The sequence below is a fragment of the Paenibacillus sp. NPDC056579 genome (assembly GCF_042793215.1).
Taxonomy (GTDB): Bacteria; Bacillota; Bacilli; order Paenibacillales; family NBRC-103111; genus Paenibacillus_S.
Window position 1 is genome coordinate 20,610 of the sequence record NZ_JBHTVD010000009.1, and the last position, 26,849, is coordinate 47,458.

A 26,849-nucleotide genomic window follows, 5' to 3' on the forward strand; every position below is an offset into this window, starting at 1 on the left:
CGCTATTTCCTCATTTTGATGCCAAAATGAGGGGCGATCGGACACCAGATCCGTTATTCACCCTATTTTCAGCGAAAATCGGCTGAATTTGGGCGAATAACGGATTTCCTGTCCGATAGGTCGCCAAAAAAGCGCGTTTAGAGCAAATAGCGGATCCTGTGTCCGATCGGTGCTTGGATGCGGATTTGCTATGCTATTGCAGAGCCTTTCAATGCTTTGGCGACGCAGTCTTGCATTTGCGATCGTGCAGAGTCTTACAGCACTCTGGCGGTGCCTCTTGCTGCGCAGTTGTGACGCTTTTGCCACGCTCTTACAACACGCTTGTTGCTACACGCTTCCACAGCTTCTACTATGATCGTTCACCGCTACTACAACGCTCTTCCACTGCTTCTGCAATAACTCTTGCTACTACGCTCCTCCACCGTCTCTACAACGACTCATTCACAGCTACTACAACGCTCTTCCACTGCGTTTGCAACAACTCTTGCTACTACGTTTTCCCGCCGTCTCTACTACAACTCATTCACCGCTACAACGCTCTTCCACTGCCTTCTGCAACAACTCTTGCTACTACATTCCTCCACCGCTTCTACTACGACTCAGCCACTGCTTCTGCAACGCTCTTCCACCGCTTCTGCAACACTCTTGCTACTACGCTTCTCCTCCGTCTCTACTACAACTCATTCACCGCTACCCAACGCTCTTCCACTACTTCTGCAACAACTCTTGCTATTACGCTTCTCCGCCGCTTCTACTACGACTCGTTCGCCGCTACTACAACGCTCTTCCACTGCTTCTGCAATAACTCTTGCTACTACGCTCCTCCACCGTCTCTACTACAACTCATTCACCGCTATACAACGCTCTTCCACTGCTTCTGCAACTACTCTTGCTACTACGCTTCTCCACCGTCTCTACTACGACTCATTCACCGCTTCTACAACGCTCTTCCACTGCTTCTGCAACAACTCTTGCTACTACGCTTCTCCACCGTCTCTACTACGACTCATTCACCGCTTCTGCAACGCTCTTCCACTGCTTCTGCAACAACTCTTGCTACTACGCTCCTCCACCGTCTCTACTTCAACTCATTCACCGCAGCTCTTCCACTGCTTCTGCAACACTCTTGCTACTACGCTCCTCCACCGTCTCTACTACGACTCGTTCACCGCTACTACAACGCTCTTCCACTGCCTTCTGCAACAACTCTTGCTACTACGCTCCTCCACCGCTTCTGCTACGACTCATTCACTACTTCTGCAACGTACTTCCAATACTTCTGCAACATCTCTTGCTACTACGCTCCTCCACCGCTTCTGCTACGACTCATCCACTGCTTCTGCAACGTACTTCCACTGCTTCTGCAATAACTCTTGCTACTACGTCCTCCCCTGCTTCTGCTACGTCCTTGAATAATGTTACAACCCTCCTGCCATGCTCCTGCAACGCAAGACCTGCCTTGACCCAAACCACAGCCCGCCTGCAACAAAAAACACCGGAAAAGCACGAAGCTTTTCCGGTGTCATAATGTTTAGCGCACGCCGAGCAGAACTTCCATCGTCAGCTGATCCAGCTTCTCGTAGTTCACGCCTTCCGCGCCGATGGTAGCACGATCCACTTCATAGCCGCGAAGCGCCTTCAGGCTCTCTGCGGAGAACTTGATGTCGAAGCCAGGCAGATCAAGCTTCTTGCCGTTGATTTCCTGAAGCAGCGCTTGAATCTCTTTGTCTTCGTTAAACTGCCGTACTTTCTCTTTCAGGATCAAGTACGTTCTCATGTTGCCTTTGGCAAACTCGATGACCCCGTTGCGGTCTTCCGTACGCAGCGCGTGAGCATCGAAATGCAGCATGCCTTGGTACTTATAGTCTTCAAGCAGCTTGACGAGGAAGAACGCTTCTTTGACTCCGTCGGAGCCAAAGCGCAAATCCTGGTCGAAGCGGCCCATCTTCTGGTCGTTCAGGTCGATATGGAACAGCTTGCCGGCATCCAGCGCTTGTGCTACCGCATGGTAGAAGTTCAAGCCCGCCATCCGCTCATGGGCAACCTCAGGGTTAACGCCTACCAGCTCCGGATGATCCAGCGTGGAAATCAGACCGAGCATCGCTCCTGTCGTAGGCATATAGATGTCAGCGCGCGGCTCGTTAGGCTTTGCTTCGAGTGCGAACTTGTAGCCTAAATTTTGCGAGATGCTGTACTCGCACAAGTAGTTGATCGCTTCGCGGTACCGCTTGGTAGCTTCCACCGCATCCTTGCCTGCATCCACCTCGGAGCCTTCACGGCCGCCCCAGAGGACGAATGTTTGCGCTCCGAGCTCGGCTCCCAGATCCATCGCCTGGATCGTCTTCTGGATCGCGTAGGCGCGTACACGCGGATCGTTCGATGTGAAGCCGCCGTCCTTGAAGATCGGATCCGTGAACAAGCTAACGGTGGCCATAGGCACCTTCAAACCGGTCTCATCCAGCGCACGCCGGAATTCGCTTACGATACGGTCTCTTTCCGCAGTCGTCGCATCGATCGGCACCAGATCGTTATCGTGGAAGTTGACGCCGTAGGCTCCGGCTTCCGCAAGCATATGCACCGCTTCAACAGGGCTGAACCCTTCACGCACAGGCAGGCCGAACGGGTCGCGGCCAGAGTTGCCGACGGTCCATAAGCCGAATGTAAAACGGTCTTCTTTAGTAGGAATAAATTTACTCATAAGTGCACCTCCGAGTATACTTTGTTTATTCAGTAAACTATGTATCTGGAAATAGTGTACCACTGATCGGACGAAATGAAAAGACGGTTCGGGTCATTTTATAAAAAGAAAAAAGCCGACCGGATGAAAACCGGTCAGCCATGCCAAACAAGCCGAACATACACTAGCTTAATTCAATAATGGAATGAATGTGCACCTTCGGCACAACGAAAGAGATTCCGCGGTCTGTCGAGCTTACGGATAAAGGAATATTACCGGGCTGCAGGATAGCGCTGGACACTGCTTTATCATTAATTTTCACTTCGATATCATGCACCGGCGTAATTTGCTCAATCGGGTTGTAATAGGCGGTGCTCTTCTCCCCGGCATGGATGCTTTGGAAATTGATCAGGTGCAAATATTTGCGTCCTTCCTTCTCCATCATGTTCGCTTCTACATGCGTAGGCGCAGCTACTTCGTAAAGTTTGTACGCGTCATACTGATCGAGCAAATTGTTTACGATACGGCGTACCCAGAAGTGATTGGAATGCCAGTACGAACGGAATACCGGCGCGGCGATATAGAGCGCAATGCCTTTGCCGTATTCATTGACGCTGATCCCCGGGAAGTCGCTAATGTTGCCTGCCGGAGGCATCGGATGGCGGAACGCACGGTTCACCGCAGGCACGGTCAACGGCCATTGAACATAGCTCAACGTCTTTGCCGTTGTCGCCATTGCCTTGACGAACTCCGCTTCGACCAGCTGCGGAATCCGCGCTATCCCTTCCCACAGCGCTTCGTTCTCGGTCAAGTACGCGAACGAATACGGTGTCCGCTCCAGATACTTCACGCCGAGCACGTCGGCTAGCAGGAAGTTTTTCTTCTGCTTGTCGTAAGTAGCCGCGCCTTCCGCCAGCAGCAGGCCGCCGTTGCGGACGAACTGCTTCAGCCGCTCCGCCGATTGCTCCGACAGCTTGACCGTATCAGGCAGAACGACGGCACGGTAGCCGCTTAAATCGGGAAAGTTATCATTGTAATAAATATCGAATTGATGATGGCCTTCGATTAACATTTTGGCGGCGCCGAATGTAGCGGCATCATCCTTGTCGTAATACCAGTTGCTCGTATTGTCCGCGATCAAAGCGATATGCTTCACGCTGTTAGCACGAGTGCAGAAGGGCTCCCGCTCCTCGACGAATCCGAACGCCTCGCCGATAATGTCGTATACGCCGCTTTGCAGCGTCCCGTCCGGCAGCATTTGATCGCCGATGTTAATGATGCCGCCGTTCGCCATAATCGTCGCGAACTCATATTTGAGCTGCTCCGCCGTTTTGCAGGACATGAGCCCCCAGCCTTCCGTAAAACGGACGGTCATGACCTGTACCGGAACGTCCAGCGTCCGTACATGGCGCGCGCGGATCGAGTGATTGTGGAACGACCCGGTCGCTGACGGCTGGGATTCCCACAGCCCGTAATCGCTGGTCGCATTGATCGAATCCGGCTCGCCCATACGCCAAGCGCCGTTGCAGTTCATCAGCACGTGCGGGCGGATGCTTTTCACGGTATCATGAATTTCCTGCATGCAGCGGGCGGCCGAGTCGATACCGAACTGAATCACCAGCTCGCGGTTCGTCTCGAGCAGCTCCGGCGTCAGAGCCAGCCCGTGCTCCTCGGCGAACTTCTTTTTGCAGTACGTGCAGAAGCAGTAATGATTATGCAAATACGGAATGTCGAGCAGATAACCGTCCATATCGTATTTCTCGGTTATTTCCTTAATTTGCGGAATGACCAGCTCTTCCCGGTAAGGGCTGTTAATGCACGGCAGCTCCCATACGGTCCCTTCGGCTCCGCGAACCTTCCCGTGTTCATCCACCTGGTACCAGTCCGGATTGTTGACTACGGCGTGCGCATCGGTGCCGAGCGAATAATAGGCAATGACCTTGATCCCGTTCTTGTGCGCCTCTTCCAGCACTTCGCCGAAGAAATCCACCTTCAGCCCGCTATGCTTGTGTCCGACCGTATTATCGTAAAAGGCGTTGCCGAAATGGCACTTCGTAAACACGCCGATAACGTTCGCTTTCGCTTTGACGAACTGGGCGACGAACGACTTGGCATCGAAGTTTTTAACGGCATCGCGCGGAAATTCCGGCATGTGAAAATCAACATGGACCTGACGGGTGTAATCCCAAAACCAGCTGTCCCTTTTCATGAATCATCTCTCCCATTCCTTGAACGTTCTCCAAATCAAAGAACCCGGCAGCATGCGGTTGCAGCCAAACCGGGAACCTTTAGTACCATATTATGATTGCTTGTACGAAATTAGGACAATCCCAAACGGACGGCCTGCTCCTCCGGCGCCTTCAGCTCTTCCAGCTTCCGCCGCAGCGCCTGCTGCATTTCCTCCAGCTTCTCCGGCATGTCGCCGGCCAGGTTGATCCGTTCGCCGGGGTCCGCTTTCTTGAAGCTGAGCCACGTCGGCTCCGGCCACGATTCGCAGTCCGTTTCCCGCTTGCCGTCCCGGTATGGACCCAGATCGTAAGGAATGAAACGGGCCGTGCTGTGGCCGTACCAATTCAACGGCTTGTTCGAATCTACAGGCGATTGATGCAGAATCCAGTCGCCGTCCGTAATGGTGACGCTTTTGCCGAACATGCCGCACACCGCATATTCGCGGGTCTTCGCTTCGGCATCCTGCAGCACCGGGAGCAGATCGACGCCGTGCCGATCCGGCGGACATGGGCGGCCTACCGCACTCAGCACCGTCGGATAAATATCGACGAGCTGTACGAGCTGGCTGCGCCGCTCCCCATGCCCGTATTGCGGATGGGCGATGATGAACGGGATATGACCGCAAGCATCGTGCTGATGCGTCTGCAGCTTGCCGATCCGGCCATGATCTCCGTTGTAGGTGCCGTGGTCGCTCGTGAAAATAATCATGGTGTCATCCCACAGCCGAAGCTCGTCCATTTTGTCTAGCAGCTTGCCGAGCCACTTGTCCGTAAGCACGACCTGCGCCGCATAGCGGGCTTGAACGTGCAGCAGCTCCTCCGGTGTATAATGCCGGTCCCACTTGTCATAAGGGACCATCGAACTCCATTTCCCCACGTCGTAGCCCCGCGGGTCGAACAGCTTGACCAGCTCCTCCGGCGGGTCCCACGGCTCATGCGGGTCGAAGCAGTCGATGTGGAGGTAAAAGTTGCTGTGATTCTTGTTCGCTTCGAGCCACTCCGCCGCCTTGGTGAACACCTGCGCGCAAAATTGGTCGCTCTCCGACCGGCGCGTTAAATGCACGTTGCGGAAGTGGCGCTCCGCTTTGTGATGGATATCGTCCGGACACGGGAACGGAACCGGGTCCGTCTTCCACGCATCGGCCTCATGGCCGCGGACAAACTCGAAGCCGCTGTAGCCCATATGATAGTTGCCGGCCCCCTGCTCCCACAGATGGAAGTGGTCGGTAACAAGGTAGCTGACCGGGCGGCCCTGCGACAGCTGCCACGTTAGCGACACGTTCGGTGCCCCCGATATTTGCCGCGGCAGATCGAGATCGTCGTCCTCGAGCGGTCCCCAGCCCCGTTCGAGAAATTCGTGGCGGCCGATATAAATGTCGCGGCGTGCCGGCATACATGGCGTAGAGCCGCACCATGCCTGATCGAACACCGTCCCCCTTGACGCTAGCCTGTCCATATTGGGGGTAGGAACAACCCAGTCGGGCTGCTCCTTGCTGACTACCTGGTTGAGCGGGCGTCCGTGATGGTAAGGACCGCAATGGTCATAGCGCAGCGTATCGCAGACGATGACAATGCAATTCATCGGATGATTCTCCTCCAAGCTTTGCGCAGTTTTCTATCAAATTGCGCATTATTTTTTACTGCCGTAATCGTTATCCTTAGACCAGTTGTTCGTCTTCATGACTTCGTTGATGCCGTTTTTGAGCGTCTTTTGCAATTCCTTCGTGTACATGTCGAGCGTTACCGAATTTTCCAAATACAGCTGCCCGATGCGAGCCAAATCTTCATTCAGCTTCTTATTAATGTGGGCGGCGTAAAAGTTGACGAGAATCCGTTCGCCGACGAACTGGAACCCTTTCAGATTATCCGGCAGCTGGATGTCGGCAAGCGTCGTGGCGGTATACATTTTGTTGCCCATAATGGTCGCTACCTCAGGAGACGACAAATATTTCAGGAAGTCGAGGGATGCGTCCAGCTTCTCTCCCGTCACCTTCTTCGGAATCGTGAACACCATGTCCGGATAGCCGCCCAGCTCGACGTTTTTCTCGGATGCATTCGGATTGTCCTGCTTGGTCAAATAAGGAAGCGCGAACGTTCCGTATTCGAATTTTCTCGCCTTGGAGTCCTGGATCGTCTTCAGCTCGAAGTTGCCGGCCATCACCATCGCCACATCGCCGCGCAGGAACATTTCCTTGGCCGTATCGCCATTGGTGCCGTTAAAGCCTTTGGCCCAATATTGCGACCAATCCTTCACAATCGGCAGCACCGCATTCCAATCCGGAGACTCCAGGTTGATAACGCCTTGATCTACGGCCGCAGCGATTTCGTTAAGCTCCAGCTGACGGTTCTTGTTCACGTCGAAGTTTTTAACCTTCTCCGCCGCTATCTGGTTCGTCATCATGTTGACGACCCACAGCAAATGGTTGTCGCCCGGCTTCGAGTTAGCGAAGGCGAATGGCGTCACGCCGCCCGCTTTCAGCTTCTTCTGAACGTCAATGAATTCCGTCCATGTTTTCGGAACCTGCAGGCCGAATTTTTTGAACACATCCTGGTTGTAAAAGACGCGGATCGAGAGCGTTTGCAAAGCAACGCCGGACAGCTTGCCGGAAATCGGATTTTTCATCTCGTTCAAAATGGTCGGAGTGAATGTATCCTTCCATACTTTGTTATCGGTATATGGATTCGGCTTGTCGTACTCAGGTGTCATATCTACGAGCAGGTCCTTATTCAGGTCCTCGTGGGTCCATGTGTAACGGCTGGGCACGATTTCCGGAGCGGTCCCTCCGATCAATCCGGTGGTAAGCCATGTGCGGAACGCATCGCCGTCGTTAGGCGCGTAATCGAGCTTGATTTTGACATCAGGCCTTTTCTTCGAATAGCCGTCGACGATTTCCTGCCATACCGCTTTCGTCTCCTCCTGCTTCGGCGTCTCTACGGCGAACGTCAGATTGACCGTCTTGCCGCCGGCTCCTCCCGCTTCCTTCTTGTCGTCTTTAGCGGAGCTGCAGCCCGCCAGCACGACGGACAAAGCCATCATGGCGGACAAGCTTGTGTAAGCCCATCTTTTTTTGCTGTTAACCATCATTGATAACACCCCTTTTATAAAATAAAGCTATATATTACTAGCCCTTTACCGCGCCGGACGTAATTCCGGAAATAAACGGCTTGGTGGCTACAAGAAACAAAGCAAGCAAGGGCAAAGATGAAATAATATAGCCCGCCAGCTTGACGCTGACCCCTTGATCCATATTGCCCGTAACGGTGCTGAGCGCGAGAATGACCGGTTTGACGTCGTCGCCCGTCGTTGCAACAAGCGGCCAAATATAGTTGTTCCAGCCTGCGAGAAAATTAATAATAGAAACCGTCGAAATGACAGGCAGCGACAACGGAAGCACGATGCGGGTAAAAATTTGCATTTCGCCAGCGCCTTCCGTATCGGCGGCTTCCAGCAGGCTTTTCGGAATCCCTTCGAAAAACGTCTTCATCAAATAGGTCGCCATAGCCGCGCCGAACGCGATGGGCGGGAAAATTTGCCCCTGGTACGTATTCAGCATGCCCAGCTTTTGCACAAGCAGAAACTGCGGAATGAGAATCAAAAAGCCCGGAACCATCATAAGCGACAGAATGAGCATGAACAGAATGCTTTTGCCCGGATAAGAAAATCTCGTGAACGAATATCCCGCCATCGATGAAATCACAATAACTCCGATGACGATGCAGACCGAAATGAACACGGTGTTGCCGATAAAAGGGCCGATCTGCTTAAAAGCCGTAACATAGTTGTCCAGATGCAGCGGGTACGCCATCCCCCAGAAATTGTTGATCATTTGCTCTGTGTATTTAAGGGAGCTGACGATCAGCATATAAAACGGAAACAGCGTCAATCCCAGCAGCACAGCCAGTGTGCCGAAATGCGGCACGGCCGCCAGCTTGTTTTTCATGCGTATCCCCCCCCTTTAGTCAATCGTCTCCGTGTTTTTAATAAAGCGGTTGTTGGCCCATGTAAGCAGCAGCAAAAAGAAGAACAACACAAGACCGATGGCCGAAGCATAGCCCATTTTGCTGTAAGAGAAGCCTTGCAGGTACAAATACAGCGCTGGAGTCATGGTCGATTGCCCCGGTCCGCCGTTCGTCAGCACGAGAATGTTCTCGAAGCTCTGAATTTGCTGAATGATCGTCAGTACCATCACCAGCTTCAATTGGCTGCGCACCAGCGGGAATTCCAAGTGAATGAACCGCTGCCATACCGTCATGCCGTCCAGCTTGGCCACCTCGAACAGCTCGTTCGATATCGCCATCAGCCCCGCCAAGTAGATCAGGAAGGTGATCCCGCCGATCCAAGGGAAATTGACGAAAATCACGGACCATAAAGCGGTTTTGCTCTCCCCGAGCCAGGCATGCGTCCACGATTCGAGGCCGACGAGCTCAAGAAATTCGTTCAACACCCCGTAGTCTCCGGCAAAAATCCACTGCCAAGTCAAGTAGATGACGATGCTCGGAATGACGAGCGGAATGACGAACCAAAGCTTGAACGCGTTTTGCAGCTTTTGGTGCTTGACGTGAAAGACGAGCACGGCCGCGAGCAGCGGCACCGTCAGCTGGATGATCACGCCGGTGACCGTGAAGGTCAGCATGTTTTTCAAGGAAACGTAGAAGGCCGGGTCCTGAAACAAATCGATAAAGTTGCGTAAGCCGATAAACTGCTTGACGTTGGCTCCGTTCCAATCGTAAAACGACATGATCAATGCGTCAAAGAATGGAACGTATTTGAACGTGGCCAGAACGGCGAACACAGGAAGCAGGAAAGCGTAGCCTTTCCAATGCTTGCGACAAAAACGTGATGCGGCTGCAGCCATCTGTCTACCTCCCGTAGTATGATTGGTGAGTTGCGTTTGCGATACGTTTACTTTACGTGAAACCGTTTTACATTCACAGGAGACATTTTTTTTACTTCAGGGGGGTCATTTTTTGATGGTGTCTCGGGAGGGTCTTTCGCAGGCTCGCATCCGGGAAACATATGCTATACTAAAATTCCGGTGAACTACAATCCCGATGCGGATGAAATAATGCTAGGCCTCACGTCATCGAAAATAGCGAAAACGCTCTCTTGATGCTTTTGAGCCCGCTCGTATGGATTTCACCAAGACATCTCAATATCGTTCGAAGCCATCTTCCGGGACCGCGGCGTTTGGGGCAGCAGCTGCCGGATACACCGTTTCCGGACGAAGGTATGGAGGACCTACAATATGAACGTACTTATCGTCGACGACCAGAGACTTTCCCGTGCAGGCATTATCGGAATGATCGACTGGGACCGGCTCGGACTGAAGCTGGCCGGGGAATGTGCGAACGGCCGTGAAGCGCTGGAGCTGATCGGGGACGCTGAAGCCGATATCGTCATAACGGACGTCAGAATGCCTGTAATGAACGGGCTGGAGCTGATTGAAAGGGCAAAGGAGCTGTACACGGGTGTCGCTTTCGTCGTCATTAGCGGCTACGACGATTATGTGTATGTGCGCAAATCCATCCAGCTTACCGTAGCGGACTATTTGCTCAAACCGGTCGACGCGCAGGAGCTTAATGAGCTGCTGGAGCGGCTGATCGGCCAGTGTGCCGAGGCGAAGCGCAAAGAGGCGGAGGAGCTGCAAAAACGGCGCGAGCAGTTTTTTTATTTCCTGCTGGAAGGCGCCTACGACAACGACAGCGAGCATATGGCGGCGGAATTTTCCGATATCCGGTTCTCCGATGCCTGTGACCGCTATGCCGTCGTTGTGTTTGAAAGCGATCTCGATAAAAACAGCGTATACCGTCACATCGATCCCTTATCCAACCGATATGCCGTATGCATCGTACGAACCCGCGGCGTGTACATGCTGGTTGCGGCCGGGGCGGTATTGACGGCGGAAGAGCTCTCCTCTTCGCTGCAAAGCCTGATGGGCGGCGACTCCTTGTTCCGGCTCGCCAGTGTCGGTAAGGTCGTCGAGGGGATCGGCGCGCTGCGCGAATCGATCGGCCAGGCGTTCGACACGTACTCGATGCAGGCGAGCCTGCGCTTGCCGGAGCATCCGGCGGACAAGCCGGTCACGTACGAGCGGTACGAGCCGATAGCCGCGCCGCTGACCGCCTCCTGGGAGCAGGACTGGGTGTTCCAGCTTCGCCAGGGCAACCGCAGCGCCGCGCTGCGCAAGCTGGCCGAGCTGCTGCAAGCAAACGAGGGCTCTTCTGCTCACCCCGACGTGCAGGAAAGCTCGTACCAGTACGTGCTGCTGCGGGGCGCACGTGAGCTGTACGAGCAAGGAATGATCAGCGAGCCCGATTACGTGGAGGCATGCCGTCTCGCCAAGACGCTGCCTCACATTATGGGGCTCGACGGGAAGCGGGCCGCGGTGACCGATTTCTTCCGCCGGCGGCTGCAGGCTCCCGAGGCCGTGCCGTCACAGGAGACTAGGCACGCGGTCGAAAAGGCGAAGGCCTATATCGACGCGCATTATTGCGAGACGATCAACTTATCGGATTTGGCTCAAAGCAGCTATATGAGCCCAGGCTATTTCAGCTCCTTGTTTCGGCAGTATACGGGCCGCAACTTTCTGGAGTACATCACCCATTTGCGGATCGAGCACGCCAAATCGATGATCGAAGCGGATCCGGAGCAAAAAATCAGCGACATCGCGATGCAGTGCGGCTATCAGGACCTGAAATATTTTCGCAAGCTGTTCAAGCGCCATACCGGGGCTACCCCTTTGAAATATAAGGAGGATGCCGTCGTTGCTCAAAAAGATCGTCCATGATGTCCGAAGCAGCATCCGGATCAAGCTGCTGCTCTCCTACATCGCCATCATCCTCATCCCGCTGCTGTTGATCGGCAGCATTTTGTACGTCTCGATGCTCGCTATTACGGAACGACAGACGCTAGACAACCGGGCGCTCGAAATGAAGCTGGTCACGCAAAACCTGCAAGCGTATTCGGATCAGCTCGAGCTGTACTCGCGGGTCATTTATACGGGAGAGGTTCAGCAGCTGCTGAATGCCGGGCCTCCCTCCGATCCGATCGCCTTCACCCGCTGGAGGAGCGCCCTCTTCCAGGAATTCGAGGAATGGTACGGCTACATGAACATTAAGGCGTATATTCAAAACGTCACCATCGTTCATGCCGACGGCAGCCAAATATCCAAGGAGCCTTTGTACCGTCCCGAGCTTTCCTTTGCTCAAGAGAGCTGGTACCGGGAGGCGATCGAGCGCAAAGGAGAAGTCGTCATCGCCGGACCGTTCATTCGTCCCGACGTGCTTCCCGGCTCCTCACCCTCTCCTTACACGTTCTCCCTGGTGCGGAAAATTAACAACAGCACCGGCAGCGCCGATCTGGGAGGCATTGTCGTCGATATTAACGTGATGGACGTCGCGCGTCTGCTGAACAGCCTGAATCTGACGCAAATTACGATTCTCAACGGCTCCGACCAAATCATTTACAGCAAGGACACGGGGCGGATCGGCCAAGTCTGGAGCTACGGCAAGCAAATTCGCCCCGATCAGCCTGGATGGCTCGATATCGACGGCGAGCGGATGTTCGTGAATTCCGCCTATTCTCCCGCTACCGGCTGGAGATTCGTCAGCCTCGACCCGCTCCGCAGCCTGACCGCCAATTCCGTCGCGTTCCGCAATATGACCGTCGGCGTCGGTCTGGTCGCCATGCTGATCGCCTCCGTCATCTCCTCGTTTATTGCCGGACGGATAACGAGACCGCTGCGGACGCTGCAAAAAAACATGAAGCAGGTGCAGGGAGGCAACTTCGGCATCCGGCTCGATGTGACCAGCTTCGACGAGGTCGGGCAGCTGACCAAAAGCTTCAATCAGATGACCGATCAGATCGAATCGCTGGTCAATGACGTCTACAAGTCGGAGATCATCCGCAAGGAAGCGCAGCTTAAAGCGCTCCATTCGCAGATCAATCCGCATTTTCTGTACAACACGCTCGACTCCATGAACGCTATCGCGGTGCTGGAGAAGGTGCCGCTGTTATCCCGCATGTCCAAAATGCTCGCGGACATGTTCCGCTACAGCATTTCGCAGGGCGAGCAGGTCGTCGCCCTGCGCGACGAGCTGAACCAGGTGAAGCGCTATGTCGAGATTCAGCGCATCCGGTACGACAACAAGTTCAGCCTCCGGCTGGAAATTCCTGAGCACCTGCTCGCCTACCGCATTCCGAAGCTGACGCTTCAGCCCATCGTCGAAAATGCGATCTATCACGGTCTGGAGATGATCCCGGACGAAGGCGTCATCTCGATCACGATGTACGAGACGGCCGGCAGTACGATCATCGAGGTGTTCGACAACGGAAGCGGAATACCGCCGGACCGGCTGGGCCTGATCCGCAGCGGACTGCAGGCGAAGATCGACTATGCCGATCATCTTGGGCTAGCGAACGTGCAGGAGCGTATTCAGCTGCACTTCGGCAGCGAATACGGCATCTCGATCGAGAGCGCGCCGGGGTACGGCACGACGATCGTCTACCGGCTGCCGCCGGGTGCTTCCGGCACGAAGCGGGCGGCCGCCGCGGAGCCTGATGCGCCGTCGAGTCCTTCGTGACGCGGGAAGCCGTGGCGCACCGAAAGCCACAGCCGCCTGCTAGCTCGGTTTACTGGGCACTGGCGGCGCAGCAGAACCCCCAAAGCCGTCTTCCGAAATCAAGCTTCTGCTTGGTTTAGTGGGGACGGCTTTTTTATAACCGCACATTAATCAGCTTCAGTTGGAATCGATCGCAGAGCCTCTGACCTCAATCCTACACTTCATCAATAATTTACAAGGTTAACCGTTGTTGGTGACGGCAATCCCCCATGCATGCAGACATCTTCCGCTGTATAACACGCTTTGTCCCTTATTTGCCCCTTGGATGAGAACGCATTCTACCTTTTACCAAAAAACTCAGAATAGTAGAGAAATCAGGAGAAATAGCAAGATGGTCATTTTCTGAAAACGGATTTAATTCCATATTTTACAAATCAACTCCGTCTTCTCCCTTTCCGGAAAAACGTCTTAAATCGCCTTTGACACCCGATCATATGTTCGATATTCTCTATGAGCAAACCCATTTTATGAGTATAGGGAGTGTAGATTCCATGCCATTTCCGATTTGCTTGAACGATGCTTTTACCCCTGTGATTTCCTATCTGGATCAAATCCGCAGCCAGTCCGATGCGTCCGCTGCCGCACTGGCCGTCATACACAATGACACTATCGTTTGCGAATGGTATAAAGGAGCCCATCACAAAAAAGCCGGCGCCAGACTTCTCGACGCCGATTCGATGTTCAACATTTATTCGATACGGAAAAGCTATGTCGGCCTTGCGCTGGCGATGGCCATATATGAAAGCGGCATTGCCGATATGGAGACGCGTCTGTCCGATATCATTCAAGACGTCCCGCGGGAGGATTTGGGAGAATTGACCGTCCGGCATTTGGCCACAAAACGAGGACCGAAATTCGTCGGCGAGCAGCGATTGGAGCGGGAAGAGCTAATCAACAAAGTCACGCAGGCAGCGACAGGTCTCACTATCGCACAGCTGCTCACCGGTAAGGTATTCGAGCCGTTGGAGCTGACGGGCACGGAATGGGCGACCTCGCCGAAGGAGACGATGGTATGCGACTTTACCGCAAGAGACGGCTACGCCTCGGTCCGGATCGAGTCCAATGAAGGGCATGAGCGGAATTTGTACGCTACTGTACGGGACTTGGCCTGCTGGGGTCAGTTGCATCTCCGCAAAGGAAACGTCCGTGGCAAGCAGGTGCTGCCGCCGGAGCTATTCGATATCGCTCCCGAAATTGCCGCAACATCCGGAACAAGCAAGCCTGTGCTGGGATGGACTTTCGAAAACGGTTATTACCACGTAACCGGCTATACAGGCTGTCACATCGTCGTTTTACCGGAGTATGACGCCGTCGGCATAAGGATGCTCAACGATTGGAACCTTCCGGGCACATATCATAAAGATACATACACGAGCGAAATATACAGCTTCCACGAAACGCTTATCGCCTCTCTCGAGAAAGCACGTCAGTATTCGGTACCTTCGGTCTGACCTGCACGGAGCTTCGACCGAGGGGACAACCCGCTTCACACGCTATCTTCTCTTCCTCTGGCAGGCGAGACGGACCCGATATAGCCAACGGCGAGCATAAAGAAAAATAGGACGAAAAAACGCTCATACACCACATAATCGAGCGCAATTCTCACATACCGGTCGAAAGGGACGACTTCCGGCTGCAGCACCTGCACGATCCAGATCATATTCAGCACCACAATCCCAAGCAGAGCCAGTCCTTGCAAATATTCCATCAGGTTCAGCCTTTTCATGTTTCAGCCCCTCTTCCATAAGTGTAATCAGAAAATAGACGGCGCTTTAACCGCTGCCCCCTCGCATAAATTACCGGTTGGCGAGAAATGCTAATGCGGGAAAATAACCACAATGCGAAAGGAGGAGCGGAATGCAAAGCGATAATGTCCGCCGGATTCACGAGCTCAACGACTTGAAGACCTCCGCCTGGACGGAAGAAGAGCTTCATTATCATCAACGTGTAATGAGTGATTTGTCCCCGTGGCTTAATGCTCAAGGCAGCGCTATGTTAAGCCAAATTATCCAGGAAATTCAAAAACGGGACTAGCCAACACTTTTTATACATACATGTTGATTTTATATCGAAAATAGAGGATAATAAAACATGGAATACGAAACTACATACTATTAGGAGGTATTTACGAATGGCACATCAATTACCAGCACTGCCTTATGCCAACAATGCTTTGGAACCTCACATCGACGAAACAACTATGATGATCCACCACGATCGTCACCACAACACATACGTAACGAACCTGAATGGCGCTTTGGAAGGTCACCCAGAGCTTCAAGCGAAAAGCATTGAAGAGCTGATCGCTGACCTGAACAGCGTACCGGAAGCTATCCGTACAGCGGTTCGCAACAACGGCGGCGGCCACGCTAACCACTCCCTGTTCTGGGAAGTTATCGGACCTAACGGCGGCGGCGCTCCAACAGGTAAATTGGCTGATGCCATCAACAACGAGCTTGGCGGCTTCGACAAATTCAAAGAAGACTTCGCTAAAGCAGGTACTACCCGTTTCGGTAGCGGCTGGGCTTGGCTGTCCGTAACTCCTCAAGGCAAATTGGTTGTAAGCAGCACGCCTAACCAAGACAGCCCAATCATGGAAGGCAACACGCCAATCCTTGGTATGGACGTTTGGGAGCACGCTTACTACTTGAAATATCAAAACAAACGCCCTGACTACATCTCCGCTTTCTGGAACGTTGTTAACTGGGCTGAAGTTGGCAAACGTTACGAAGCAGCAGCAAAATAATGTCACCAACTTCGGAGAGGAGCCTTTGATGAGGCTCCTCTCTTTTTTTATTAGCGATGTTAATATTTCATAGCAATTTTCAAATGAATGTGAAATAATGTATAAGAATACCATTCCTTAGGGCCGCACGAGGCTGTACTACTGCGCCTTGCCCCCAAGGTACTACAACCAGCTGAATACAAAAGGTGGAATCAAGGTCGATGAGATTACTCCCAATCTCAATGGTGCAGCCCGGTATGAGACTCGGTAAGCCCATTGTGTCCGAAGAAGGACATACGATGTTGAGCTATTACTCGGAGCTTTCCCTGCCTGATATTCGCAAACTAAAGCTAATGGGACACCATCAGCTCTATATTGAAGACTACCGTACAGAGGACATCGCTGTAGCCGATGCATTAAGGGAAGAAACCTCCGACGCCGTCCGAGTTCTATTAACCCCCGCCTTTCAGCGGCTTCAGCAGTCCGGCGACTGGAACAGCGGAGATATGCGCTCCTTGTCCGATGCCGCACTCCGGTGCATGGAGCTGATTCTGGACGATTTGCAGGAACAGCGCACGCAGTCGCCGGGCGACGATTCGATCATGCTCATGCATCTGAACAAGAGCAGCTTCTCCCTTGTGGAGCAGCTGTGCCAAAATGCTTTGAACGTTTGCACGTATGCAACAAGGGTCGGTATTATTGAGGGGTACTCTCTTGAGGATCTGTACGGGTTAGGCCTAGGAGCCATGCTGCACGATATCGGCAACACGCAAGTCTCTCCCAAGCTGCTTCTGAAGACAGGCCCTCTCACACCGCTCGAATATGAACAAATTCAAAAGCATACGGAATACGGCTACAAAATCGTCAAGGACGCGCCCGGTATTCCGCCTATTGCCGCCCACTGCGTTTTGCAGCATCACGAGAAAATCAACGGCAGCGGCTATCCCGCAGGCTTGACGGAAGCCGGTATACACCCTTTTGCCCAGTGGGTAGGCTTGCTGGACGCTTATGACGCGATGACGCATCCCAGGCCTTACCGTCCCGCTTTTCGTCCCGATCACGCTTTGGAAAACTTGTTCACCCGGGCTGGCACGCTGTATGACCGGAACAAAGTGGAATCGTTCTGCGGCCGAGTCGTGATTTATCCGGTTGGTCTGGCCGTCCGTCTTGGGACCGGGCAAATCGGCATTGTTTCCCGGCATAACCCCGCTGTTAAACACAGGCCGGTCGTCCGCGTGCTGACCAATGAACTGGGACAAGATCTGAAGCACCCGGTGGATATCGATTTATCCCTCGAGCCTCACATCAAGATTTACCGCATCGGTGAAGATGCTTTGGTACATTAAGTTTTCGGAAGTGAGATGAATGATGACATGCAAAGTATTATCGGACTGTTGCAGGAAGTCCCATTATTTCAGGACTTATCCATAAGCGAGCTCGAATCGATTGCGCCTCTTTTCGTGGAGCGGAAGTTCAAGAAGAACACCGTGCTGTTCCATGAGGGAGACTCAGGCAACGAATTTTTCATTATTGAATCCGGCCTGGTCAAAATCTATCGCATCGATTATACGAAGGAAGTTATTTTATCCCTATTCCGTGAAGGGGATTATTTCGGGGAAATGTCCTTGATTCAAAACGGTATGACCCGTTCCGCTACCGTAGAAACGTTGGCCCCTACAACGATGTATACATTATCCCGGTCCGATTTCATTGAATTTATGGTCAAATCGCCGAGACTCAGTCTGAAGCTGCTGGAAGTAACTATGGAGCGGCTGCGTAAAGCGAACGAGCAAATTTACGACTTGACCTTCCTGGATGTGCGCACCCGTACGATCAAGGTGATTTCGCGCTTGGCGGAGGAGCATGGGGTTACGAAGCATGGAGGGCTCATGATCGATATGAAGCTGACCCACCAGCAGCTCGCCAACATGGCCGGAACCGTAAGGGAATCCGTAACCAAGGTGCTTCAGGAGCTTCAGGAGGATCAGGTCATATCCATCGACAAGAAAATGATATTCATTAAGAATATGGAAGAGCTGAAGAAGCGTATCATTTAACCGTACCGCATCGTGCAGATGCGGTCTTTTTTATGAGACCGGCTGCTGCGCAAAGTAGCGGTTTAGTAATTTCAAGAACACATTAGGAAACGCATACTGCCCCATCGAGTCCCGATCGACCCACTGATAATGCGACGGCAGCAGCAAGCCGGCTCCGAGAGGCAGAACCGACGGCTCCAGCCTGCATGCGATCACCTGCATGTCCCAATGGATGTGACTGAACGTATGCTCGGCGTGCGCAAACCAGCTTCGGACACTAACGCCGATCGTTTCCTCAGCCAAATGCTCGGTTAATACCGATACGGTATCGGGTACGGCACCCTCCTGCGGATAAGCAAACGGCGCTTCCGTATGCGGCAGCTCCCACATTCTGGCGAGCAGCCCTTCCTGAGGGCGCTGCCGGATGAGCACCTTCCCTGCGTTCGGACCTTCTCCTTCTATTAAAGCGGCGAGCCGGTATTCCGGACGCGGGGGCTTGGCCTTCTTTTTGACAGGCAGCTGCTCTTCCATTCCCGCTTCCCTGGCGGAGCAATGCTCCATGACCGGACAGGTTAAGCAATGAGGGGAACGGGGCGTACACACCATCGCGCCAAGCTCCATCAAGCCTTGATTAAAATCCCCGGCCGCTCCCTCTGGAATGAGCTCCTTGGCGAGCTTCTCCATTTTCACTCTCGTACCGGCCTTCATAATGTCATCTTCAATCAGAAAATATCGTGACAGCACCCGCATCACATTGCCGTCTACCGCCGGCTCCGGCTTGTTGTAGGCGATGCTCAGCACCGCACCCGCCGTATAGGGGCCGACTCCTTTTAACGTCGATATTTCCTCCAGCGTATCGGGCACGACGCCCGCATACCGCTCCTGTACTTCCCGAACCGCTCCCTGCAGATTGCGGGCTCTCGAATAATAGCCAAGCCCCTCCCACAGCTTCAGCACGTCTTCCTCGGGCGCATTCGCCAGCGCCTCCATCGTAGGAAACCGCTCCGTAAACCGGTGAAAATACGGAATGACGGTCTCGACCCGCGTTTGCTGCAGCATCACTTCCGAAATCCATATATGATAAGGGTCCCGGCTTCGGCGCCAAGGCAGGTCACGCCGGTGCTTGCGGTACCATGACAACAATTCCGCGGAAAAATATTGTTTTCTTTCTTTTGTTTCCATAAGGTCTCCTTTTGTTGCTAAACGGTATGGTATAATGATGGCACTTGAATCCATCGGAGGAGTGAGGCGCATGTTGACCCCCGGTGAACTGGCGGCACGACTGAACAAACTGGTCATTTCGATCTTGCTCGTAGGCCATCAAAAATGCAGCCCCCAGTGGCACCAGCTGCCCAGAACGATACGTCACAACTCGATCTGGCTCATTATTAAAGGCAAAGGCACGTTTACGATCAACGGGACGCACTATCCGGCGGAGCCGGGCAAATTTTTTTGCTTCAGCCCCGGCATGGTCGTAGAACGGCAAACCGATCCCGAGCAGCCGCTCGAATACTACTTCCTCCGTTTTCATTATACGGAAACTTACGAGGAGAAGGAACAGTGGATTTATCACAGCTCTTCCGAGACCGCATTTCCGCTGGAAGGCATGTACACGGTAAACAATACGCCGCAGCTTATTTATTTGTTCGAGCAGCTGGACATCTTGTGGAAGCGCAGAGGCCATATGACCGCCATGAGGCGGAAAATATTGCTTCTCGAGTTTTTCCTCACGCTGATCCAGGATTTTCGCGCGCAAAAAATAGCCGGCGATACGACAGCCGCCATCGAGCTGACGCAGGATCATATGATCGGCCATTATCAGGAGCCGTTGACATTGGAAGGTCTGGCGCAAATGGCGGGGTTGAGCGTGAGCCATTATTCTCGGTTGTTCAAAAAATATATCGGATACAGCCCCATCGATTATTTGACGCATCTTAGGGTAGACCGGGCGAAGGAGCTGCTCGTGCTGTCCGACTACCGGCTGAAGCTGATCGCCAACAGTGTCGGGTATACGGACGAGTTTTATTTCAGCCGCATTTTCAAGAAAGTGACCGGCGTTTCTCCGCGGGATTACGCCAAAAAACACCGTTTCGCTCCTTTTATGGATCACTAGAGCGACTCGTCCGCCGGCAGCCTTTGCTCGCTTGGGGCAAGTTTGACTTCCCTTGGCGAAAGGTGTACGCTACCCATAAAAAGGATGCTGCGGTTAGGGGGAACCACGGATGAGTTTACTATCAAAAGGGGTCGGGCTGGCTGCTGCCAGCCTGTTAATCGTTGGAGCACTCGCTGGATGCGGAGCGCCCAAGCAGGGGTCGGAGCCTTTCGGCGGAGGGAAAACGGCCACCGGACAGGCCGAGGCGATGGCCGGCGCATCGGAGCAGGTCCAATCGGTGTATAAGCAAAGCTGTATGTCCTGTCACGGCAATAGCCTGGAAGGCAAAGTAGGTCCATCGACGAACCTTCAGAAGGTCGGCGGAAGAATGACCAAGGAGCAGATCGCCAAGCAAATTACGAACGGCGGCAACGGTATGCCCGGCTTTGGCGGCAAGCTGAAGCAGGAGGATGTCGATGCGCTGGCTTCCTGGCTGGCAGAGAAGAAATAGCCGTTATTTAACGGGACTAATCATAAGAGCAGGTTAAGCATCCGCATGGCGATACTTCATCGTCAGGACGGGTGTTTTTTCGTGTGCCGGCGTAATGTTTCTTCTCGTTTTAAGCCATATAAATTTTTTTGTTAAAAATATCATTCTATCGAGTAACCCTGCAACATTTGTTCAAACGGCTGCGTTTCTAACAATGAACCAACAATTTGGTAACAGGGGGAATTTCATGAAATCGACTGTAGCTAACAAATTGATTATCGGTGTCGCCGCCGTTGCTCTGTTAACGGGTCTGACTTACTTCACGTCCGTCAAGCCAGGGGTAACTCCGGTCTATGCGGAGCAGGCCGCGCCGGCGTACAAGAATTCGATTTCCGTCAGTGGTCAAGGGGAAATCAAAGTGACTCCCGATGTGGCTTACATCAATCTCGGCGTCATGACCAAAGCCGCTACAGCTAACGAGGCTCAGACGAAGAATGCGGAAAGCTTCGCGAGCCTGACCTCCATGCTGTACGATACGTACAAGCTGGACAAAGCAGATGTGAAAACATCAGGCTTCCAGGTGCAGCCCGTCTACAACTATTCGGAGAAGGAAGCGAAAATTACCGGCTATACCGCTACGCAAATGGTGCAAGTTACGTACCGCGACATTGAAAAAGTAGGCTCCTTCCTGGATGCGGCATCCACAGCCGGCGCGAATCAAATCAACGGCGTTCAGTTCGATACGGAAAAGCGACAGGACTATGAAATTCAAGCGATTGATTCCGCTATGAAGAATGCCGAAGCCAAAGCCAAAGCCATTGCCAAAACGGCAGGCAAAGAGCTGAAAGGCATCATGAATGTGGCTCAAGGCGGCACATCGGCCATTCCGGTGCAGAGGGAGTACAGCCCTATGATGATGAAAGCGGACGCTGCAGGAGCTTCCACCAGCATTGCCCCAGGCGAGCTGACTATCACCACCAGCTTGACGGTACAATACGAGTTTTAATGCGGCACTAAAAGAAAAGGAATCTTCTGCGTCCGTCCGATTTTGGACTTATGGGCCAGAGATTCCTTTTTTTACTATGTGCATTCTTTATTTCAATCCGTATCGCTCTTGTAGCACTTTGAGATGATGAAGCTCATGGCCGGAAATCACGCAAGCCAAGGCTCGTGCTGTAAATGGACTGCTGCTCGCCACCCCTTGTCTCCTCCACGCTTCCTCGGATAGCCCCTTCACCAGCGTTAACGTTGCGCGGCGAACGACGGTCAAATCTTCAAGAAGAAACGGCAGGGAGCATTGGTCGAACGAGGCTCCGCTAATATAAATATCCTGATCGAAGCCGGGCAATTCCGTCGTGTCCCCCCGCGCTATCCGCAGCAATCGGTATGCCATGATACGCTCGGTATCGGTGATATGGCCGATGACCTCTTTGATGCTCCATTTACCGGGCGCGTAACGATAGGCGGCCTCCTCCTCGGACAAACCGCTGAGCAATGCCAACGCCGCATCCAGTTGATCATCAAGAAGCTGAATCAAATTCCCTTCGGGAACTAGCTGAATATAAGTCCCGTAATATGGGGCGTACTCATGTTGTTCCGGTCTTTGCAGCATGGATAAACCCACCTTTCGCTTCCGCTGTAGTTTGCTTTTGGCCAACACATCAATCAGACCTATCCTAGTAGCCTGTCGCTCTTTTCGTTATTCCCAAGGGAAGGTGACCGTCAAATGGTCCGAGAACTCCTTGCTCTCTTCTCTGCGGCGTCGCCGCATTTCCGCTCTTTTGTTACCGGTCTCGTTCAATCGGCGCTCTTCCTCGGTTTCCGGGATTACCATAGGAACGCGAACAGGCTTTTTATTATCGTCCAGCGCTACAAAAGTCAGGAACGAGGTAGCCGCGATCGTGCGCTCGGCTGTCTTGAGATCCTCGGTGATGACTTTCACGAACACCTCCATGGAGCTTTTGCCCGTCCACGTTACGAACGATTCCAGACAAACGGAATCCGTCGGGCGGATCGGCGACAAAAAGTCGACGGAGTCGGTAGATGCCGTAACGACGGAGCGGCGGCAATGCTTGGACGCGGAGATCGAGGCGATGTCGTCGATATAGGCCATCAGCTTGCCCCCGAACAAGGTGTTGTGATTGTTGACATCCGTAGGAAAAATCCGGGATGTCTTGTATACTCTGGATTCCTTTACAAAACGTTGTTCCACAACGGTTCCTCCCTAATAAGCTCGTATGTATGTATTAGCCGTTCCGATTCTCCACGATGACATAGGCCATGGCCGACGTTTCGGAATGCGTGATGCTCAAGTGAATGACCGTTTGCTCCGGATTCAGGCCGAGGCGCGAAAAGGCTTCCTTCGCCACACGGCAGACCGGTTTGCCGCAATCGTCGGGAATGACCTCGATATCCTGCAGCGATAGCTGCTTGCCGATCCCGCAACCGAGCGCCTTGCTCACCGCCTCTTTGGCGGCGAAACGGCCTGCTGTGTATTCGGCCAGCCTGCCCCGCCGCTTCTCGGCGAGCTCCCGCTCCGCCGGCGTAAGCACGCGCTGCAAAAACCGCTCTCCCGCAGCGCCCTCCAGTATCCCTTTCACTCTGGCAATCTCGAGCAAATCCGTTCCAATACCTATAATCATCTTGTACACGCCTTCCCGGTCTTAATGCAACTCTCAGCTCATCGTACCGAATCGCCGGAACGAAAGCAAGAAGCTGCTGACCGCTGCAGGCCGGCGCCTCCTCTGCTGCGAGAGATTCAAAACAGACCGGGCCTCCGCCCGGTCTGATCCTTTTAACTTGCACAACGTCCTATCCGACGGGTTTAAATTCCCGGAATCGGAGCGCGCTTATGCTCGGTCTTCATATACTGCTTCTCCAGCTTTTCCTTGGCTACAGGATCGATATCCTTGCCTTCCAAATAAGAGCTGTTATCTCCATAAGTGATGCCCAGCTCGTTCTCGTCCGTCTGGCCTTCCCACAAGCCGGCGGTCGGAGCTTTATCGAGCACGCTTTGCGGTACTCCCAGCGTAGCGGCAAGCGAACGTACTTGACGCTTGTTCAACGAGCTAAGCGGAGTGATGTCTACCGCACCGTCGCCATATTTGGTGAAGAAGCCTGTGATCGCTTCGGAAGCGTGATCGGTTCCGACGACAAGCAAATTGAGTTCGAACGCCAAAGCGTATTGCATAACCATGCGCGTTCTCGCCTTTACGTTGCCTTTGCCGCCGCGGCTCAAATGGCGGTGCTCGCCGATCGACTTCAAGCCGTGCTCCGCTTCGAGGGCGATTTCATTCACTGCTTCCTCGATGTTGGTCTCTATTCTGTATTTAAGCTGAAACGCTTCCGCCACGGCATAGCTGTCCGAAATGTCGACTTGCTCGCCATACGGCTGAAACACGCCCAGCGTTTTGTATTCTTTACCTTGCTCCTCCGTCAATTCATCGGTCGCCTTCTTGCACAGACCTGTGACAACAGCGCTGTCGATGCCGCCGCTGATAGCAATCAGTAGGCCGCTAACTCCGGATTTGAGCACATAGTCCTTAAGAAAATCGACACGCTTGCGGATTTCTTCATCTACGTTGATTTCCGGCTTCACGCCGAGCTTCGCGATAATTTCCTGCTGCAGGCTCATGGTTCAACACCTCTCCTACTCTTTATTTCCTCTAGTATAGTCCACTGATGTCAGAATGCAAGACAAAATGCTCCAGTTTACACCAGTTTCCTTCGCTTTAGACTCATTGCCCTTACCATGGTTATACAAAAAAAGCGGCCGGCTATCCTTGGATAGTCCAGCCGCTTAAAGCTATGCTTCATGCTGAAGCATAAACCTTATTTGCAATATTGCTCGAACGCGCCGATCAAATCGCCGGCGATCATTTCCGCCGAACGGTCTTCGATCTGGTGACGCTGAATGAAATGAACCAGCTCGCCGTCCTTGAACAGAGCAATCGAAGGAGAAGATGGAGGATACGGCGCCAAATACTCGCGAGCTTTGGCGGTAGCTTCTTTGTCTTGTCCCGCGAATACGGTGAACAGGTTATCCGGCTTCACTTCGTTTTGCAGCGCTCTGGCAACGCCTGGCCGGCATTGGCCCGCAGCACAGCCGCAAACGGAGTTGATGACCAGCAAAGTTGTACCTTTAGCTGTTGGAAGGCTCGCCTCCACTTCCTCCGGCGTGCGAAGCTCGGATATACCGATACGAGTCAAATCGTCTCGCATAGGTTGAACCATATCTTTCATGTATGACTCAAATGACATGGACATGTACTTTCACTCCTTTTACCTACATAAGGGTTTACAAACTATCATATGTTTTATTATACATCGGTAAGGAATGAAAGCAAAGTACCTGTTTTCCCTTTTATGCAACTGCTTGAATGTGGCTTCAGGACGGATTTCCTTCTTCCGGACGGTCGTCTTCCTGATCGCTTAGCTGGCCGTTGTAAGCCTGATAGGCCACATTTTTGTCCGCATGCATGAAATTGCCAGTTTGCGGTGCGATGCCCTTTTCGAAATAATCCTTGTTTTCGGGTGAGTGGAACCCGACGTCCTTGAACGGATGGACCCATTCGTCGCCAGACATGACGGCCGGATCCGTGTTTTTCGACCAGTTTTCCAAAGGAGAGTTGGCAGACTCATAGTCGTGATCGCCGATCACAACTCCCTGCGAATTAACAAACGGATCTCTAGGGCCTCTGCCTTCCAAAAACTGCGGCAAAAAGTTGATTTCAAACGGATCCAGCTCACTGTTGTCTTTGGACAGGGCGGCAGCCGGGCCGGCTTTGTCTCCGTTGTCTTTATCAGCCATTTATGATCGCTCCTTCCTTGCAATGTTGTATCCTATACCGACGGACGGTTAGGGCCGTCCAATTTTTTGTCGTATCCGGCAGCATCCGAATTGTTGTCGGCTTGCCGTTTATTTTGCGTGGATTGCATCTCCTGTTCCTTCGAGCCTGTTGTTTTCTTCGTTTTCATCGTTATCGCTCCCTTCCCCGTTATTATGCGTACCCGCATGAAATTAACTCAAAGCTTCAAAAATTGGAACTTGAACGACTCCTTATGAAGCCTATCGAAACGGTATCCCTGATCCTTCAAGTACTCTATAACTTCCGGAAGCGCTTCAACCGTCGTTGTTTTCCGGTCCATATCATGCATCAGGACGATAATCTTGTCCTTTCCCTCGCTGTTGCTCTTTACCGCCTGGACAATATCTTCTTTGGGCTGTACAGCCGCGGCGGCGTCTGTCGAGCTCACATTCCAGTCAAAGTATGAATATCCATTATTCGACATTTCCCGGGCAATAGCTTTCATCACGCTTCGACCGCCTGTCTTCCAGCTTAACCGATTATTCGACCCTCCGGGAAACCGGATGATATCCGGACTTACTCCCACCTCCGCCTTCAGAAAACGGTTCAGCTTCTCCATATCGGCTTTAAACGCCTGCACGGAAGCATAAATTCGCGAGTAATCGTGGGAAAAGGTATGGTTGCCGATCGCATGGCCTTTTTCTGCAATAAGCTTTAGCTGCTTGATATTCTCCTCCGATGTTTTGCCTGTAACGAAAAAAGTCGCGGGCACCGCGTATTTACTTAAAATATGTAAAATGGACTCCGTGCTTCGCGAAGGGCCGTCGTCAAATGTCAAATACGCTACTTTGCCCTGCCGGATTGTGTACTGCCGCGTGATCCGTTTTGAATCGAAGCTTGGCTGGCTGTAGCCGAAGCGGTGATTCAAAGAAAACTGGGACGTAACCCGCTCTTCCTCCGCTTCTGCCTCTTTCTCGACACTGGCACCCCGATTCTTCATGGCTGCTGCCTGGTGCCCCCCTACGCCTGCTGCGTTCAAAGCCGCCGAACGTTCAAGCTTCCACTGATCTGACGCGGCACTAAAGCAAATAATGCCTACTGCAGATACAATCACCGCACCGCCGGCAATAAGCGGCCAGCGCTTGGTTCTCCCCTCCTTGCCCATGCTCTC

26 protein-coding genes are annotated in these 26,849 nt (G+C 52.9%); 10 read left to right on the forward strand and 16 right to left on the reverse strand.

Annotation, left to right across the window (positions count from 1 at the left end; genetic code table 11):
- Nucleotides 1-1,531: 1,531 nt before the first annotated feature.
- The 6 genes from xylA to ACFQ88_RS28430 all read right to left on the reverse strand — a co-directional run bounded on the left by xylA (nucleotide 1,532) and on the right by ACFQ88_RS28430 (nucleotide 9,761).
- Nucleotides 1,532-2,698 carry a xylose isomerase gene (gene xylA, locus ACFQ88_RS28405; protein ID WP_379459484.1) on the reverse strand — a complete coding sequence of 389 codons (1,167 nt, stop codon included), beginning with the start codon at nucleotides 2,696-2,698 and terminating at the stop codon, nucleotides 1,532-1,534.
- Nucleotides 2,699-2,861: 163 nt separating this feature from the next.
- Nucleotides 2,862-4,886, reverse strand: coding sequence for a family 10 glycosylhydrolase (locus tag ACFQ88_RS28410; RefSeq protein WP_379459486.1), 2,025 nt, complete (start codon nucleotides 4,884-4,886; stop codon nucleotides 2,862-2,864).
- A gap of 110 nt (nucleotides 4,887-4,996) precedes the next feature.
- Nucleotides 4,997-6,487, reverse strand: a complete 1,491-nt coding sequence (locus ACFQ88_RS28415; protein ID WP_379459488.1) for a sulfatase family protein — start codon at nucleotides 6,485-6,487, stop codon at nucleotides 4,997-4,999.
- Between the two features lie 48 nt (nucleotides 6,488-6,535).
- The gene (locus ACFQ88_RS28420; protein ID WP_379459490.1) at nucleotides 6,536-7,990 is read right to left on the reverse strand and encodes an ABC transporter substrate-binding protein; all 1,455 of its coding nucleotides are present in this window, start codon (nucleotides 7,988-7,990) and stop codon (nucleotides 6,536-6,538) included.
- A gap of 37 nt (nucleotides 7,991-8,027) precedes the next feature.
- A complete protein-coding gene (locus tag ACFQ88_RS28425) occupies nucleotides 8,028-8,846 on the reverse strand; it encodes a carbohydrate ABC transporter permease (protein ID WP_239630135.1) in 819 nt (272 codons plus the stop codon).
- Between the two features lie 15 nt (nucleotides 8,847-8,861).
- Nucleotides 8,862-9,761, reverse strand: coding sequence for a carbohydrate ABC transporter permease (locus ACFQ88_RS28430; protein WP_239630136.1), 900 nt, complete (start codon nucleotides 9,759-9,761; stop codon nucleotides 8,862-8,864).
- A 390-nt stretch (nucleotides 9,762-10,151) separates the two neighbouring features.
- Between ACFQ88_RS28430 and ACFQ88_RS28435 the strand changes: the two genes are divergently transcribed.
- The 3 genes from ACFQ88_RS28435 to ACFQ88_RS28445 all read left to right on the forward strand — a co-directional run bounded on the left by ACFQ88_RS28435 (nucleotide 10,152) and on the right by ACFQ88_RS28445 (nucleotide 14,978).
- Complete coding sequence (locus ACFQ88_RS28435) at nucleotides 10,152-11,693, forward strand: response regulator transcription factor (RefSeq protein ID WP_379459493.1); 1,542 nt, start codon at nucleotides 10,152-10,154, stop codon at nucleotides 11,691-11,693.
- Complete coding sequence (locus ACFQ88_RS28440) at nucleotides 11,671-13,488, forward strand: sensor histidine kinase (protein ID WP_379459495.1); 1,818 nt, start codon at nucleotides 11,671-11,673, stop codon at nucleotides 13,486-13,488. The genes ACFQ88_RS28435 and ACFQ88_RS28440 overlap by 23 nt, the downstream gene beginning before the upstream one ends.
- A 530-nt stretch (nucleotides 13,489-14,018) precedes the next feature.
- Nucleotides 14,019-14,978 (forward strand): serine hydrolase domain-containing protein, encoded by a 960-nt coding sequence (locus ACFQ88_RS28445; RefSeq protein WP_379459497.1) that lies wholly within the window; start codon nucleotides 14,019-14,021, stop codon nucleotides 14,976-14,978.
- 35 nt (nucleotides 14,979-15,013) lie between these two features.
- Here the strand turns inward: ACFQ88_RS28445 and ACFQ88_RS28450 are convergent, their stop codons facing one another.
- The gene (locus ACFQ88_RS28450; RefSeq protein WP_239630140.1) at nucleotides 15,014-15,253 is read right to left on the reverse strand and encodes a hypothetical protein; all 240 of its coding nucleotides are present in this window, start codon (nucleotides 15,251-15,253) and stop codon (nucleotides 15,014-15,016) included.
- A 131-nt stretch (nucleotides 15,254-15,384) separates the two neighbouring features.
- Here ACFQ88_RS28450 and ACFQ88_RS28455 point away from each other — a divergent pair, with 131 nt between their 5' ends.
- The 4 genes from ACFQ88_RS28455 (at nucleotide 15,385) to ACFQ88_RS28470 (ending at nucleotide 18,309) form a co-directional block, all read left to right on the forward strand.
- Entirely contained in the window at nucleotides 15,385-15,561 is a 177-nt protein-coding gene (locus ACFQ88_RS28455; RefSeq protein WP_239630141.1) for a hypothetical protein, read from the forward strand.
- Between the two features lie 97 nt (nucleotides 15,562-15,658).
- Entirely contained in the window at nucleotides 15,659-16,273 is a 615-nt protein-coding gene (locus ACFQ88_RS28460; RefSeq protein WP_239630142.1) for a superoxide dismutase, read from the forward strand.
- A gap of 200 nt (nucleotides 16,274-16,473) precedes the next feature.
- Nucleotides 16,474-17,598, forward strand: coding sequence for an HD-GYP domain-containing protein (locus ACFQ88_RS28465; RefSeq protein ID WP_379459500.1), 1,125 nt, complete (start codon nucleotides 16,474-16,476; stop codon nucleotides 17,596-17,598).
- Nucleotides 17,599-17,625: 27 nt separating this feature from the next.
- Complete coding sequence (locus ACFQ88_RS28470; protein WP_239630144.1) at nucleotides 17,626-18,309, forward strand: Crp/Fnr family transcriptional regulator; 684 nt, start codon at nucleotides 17,626-17,628, stop codon at nucleotides 18,307-18,309.
- A 30-nt stretch (nucleotides 18,310-18,339) separates the two neighbouring features.
- Here the strand turns inward: ACFQ88_RS28470 and mutY are convergent, their stop codons facing one another.
- Nucleotides 18,340-19,470, reverse strand: coding sequence for an A/G-specific adenine glycosylase (mutY, locus tag ACFQ88_RS28475; protein WP_379459503.1), 1,131 nt, complete (start codon nucleotides 19,468-19,470; stop codon nucleotides 18,340-18,342).
- A gap of 70 nt (nucleotides 19,471-19,540) precedes the next feature.
- Between mutY and ACFQ88_RS28480 the strand changes: the two genes are divergently transcribed.
- The 3 genes from ACFQ88_RS28480 (at nucleotide 19,541) to ACFQ88_RS28490 (ending at nucleotide 21,876) form a co-directional block, all read left to right on the forward strand.
- Nucleotides 19,541-20,401, forward strand: coding sequence for a helix-turn-helix domain-containing protein (locus tag ACFQ88_RS28480; protein ID WP_379459505.1), 861 nt, complete (start codon nucleotides 19,541-19,543; stop codon nucleotides 20,399-20,401).
- A gap of 109 nt (nucleotides 20,402-20,510) precedes the next feature.
- On the forward strand, nucleotides 20,511-20,891 hold the full coding sequence (locus ACFQ88_RS28485; protein WP_379459507.1) for a c-type cytochrome: 381 nt from the start codon (nucleotides 20,511-20,513) through the stop codon (nucleotides 20,889-20,891).
- Between the two features lie 226 nt (nucleotides 20,892-21,117).
- On the forward strand, nucleotides 21,118-21,876 hold the full coding sequence (locus ACFQ88_RS28490; RefSeq protein WP_239630148.1) for an SIMPL domain-containing protein: 759 nt from the start codon (nucleotides 21,118-21,120) through the stop codon (nucleotides 21,874-21,876).
- 87 nt (nucleotides 21,877-21,963) lie between these two features.
- On the opposite strand, the gene ACFQ88_RS28495 is transcribed toward ACFQ88_RS28490, so the two are convergent.
- The 8 genes from ACFQ88_RS28495 to ACFQ88_RS28530 form a co-directional block, all read right to left on the reverse strand.
- Nucleotides 21,964-22,482, reverse strand: a complete 519-nt coding sequence (locus ACFQ88_RS28495) for a DinB family protein (protein WP_239630149.1) — start codon at nucleotides 22,480-22,482, stop codon at nucleotides 21,964-21,966.
- 87 nt (nucleotides 22,483-22,569) lie between these two features.
- A complete protein-coding gene (locus tag ACFQ88_RS28500; RefSeq protein WP_239630150.1) occupies nucleotides 22,570-23,082 on the reverse strand; it encodes an acyl-CoA thioesterase in 513 nt (170 codons plus the stop codon).
- A gap of 34 nt (nucleotides 23,083-23,116) precedes the next feature.
- Complete coding sequence (acpS, locus tag ACFQ88_RS28505) at nucleotides 23,117-23,512, reverse strand: holo-ACP synthase (RefSeq protein ID WP_379459510.1); 396 nt, start codon at nucleotides 23,510-23,512, stop codon at nucleotides 23,117-23,119.
- A 182-nt stretch (nucleotides 23,513-23,694) separates the two neighbouring features.
- Nucleotides 23,695-24,504 carry an ammonia-dependent NAD(+) synthetase gene (gene nadE, locus ACFQ88_RS28510; protein WP_379459512.1) on the reverse strand — a complete coding sequence of 270 codons (810 nt, stop codon included), beginning with the start codon at nucleotides 24,502-24,504 and terminating at the stop codon, nucleotides 23,695-23,697.
- A 197-nt stretch (nucleotides 24,505-24,701) separates the two neighbouring features.
- Nucleotides 24,702-25,136, reverse strand: a complete 435-nt coding sequence (locus tag ACFQ88_RS28515; RefSeq protein ID WP_239630153.1) for a BrxA/BrxB family bacilliredoxin — start codon at nucleotides 25,134-25,136, stop codon at nucleotides 24,702-24,704.
- Between the two features lie 121 nt (nucleotides 25,137-25,257).
- Entirely contained in the window at nucleotides 25,258-25,680 is a 423-nt protein-coding gene (locus ACFQ88_RS28520) for a DUF3905 domain-containing protein (RefSeq protein ID WP_379459514.1), read from the reverse strand.
- Between the two features lie 32 nt (nucleotides 25,681-25,712).
- On the reverse strand, nucleotides 25,713-25,847 hold the full coding sequence (locus ACFQ88_RS28525; protein ID WP_275590441.1) for a hypothetical protein: 135 nt from the start codon (nucleotides 25,845-25,847) through the stop codon (nucleotides 25,713-25,715).
- Nucleotides 25,848-25,895: 48 nt separating this feature from the next.
- Entirely contained in the window at nucleotides 25,896-26,843 is a 948-nt protein-coding gene (locus ACFQ88_RS28530) for a polysaccharide deacetylase family protein (protein ID WP_379459516.1), read from the reverse strand.
- Nucleotides 26,844-26,849: the final 6 nt, after the last annotated feature.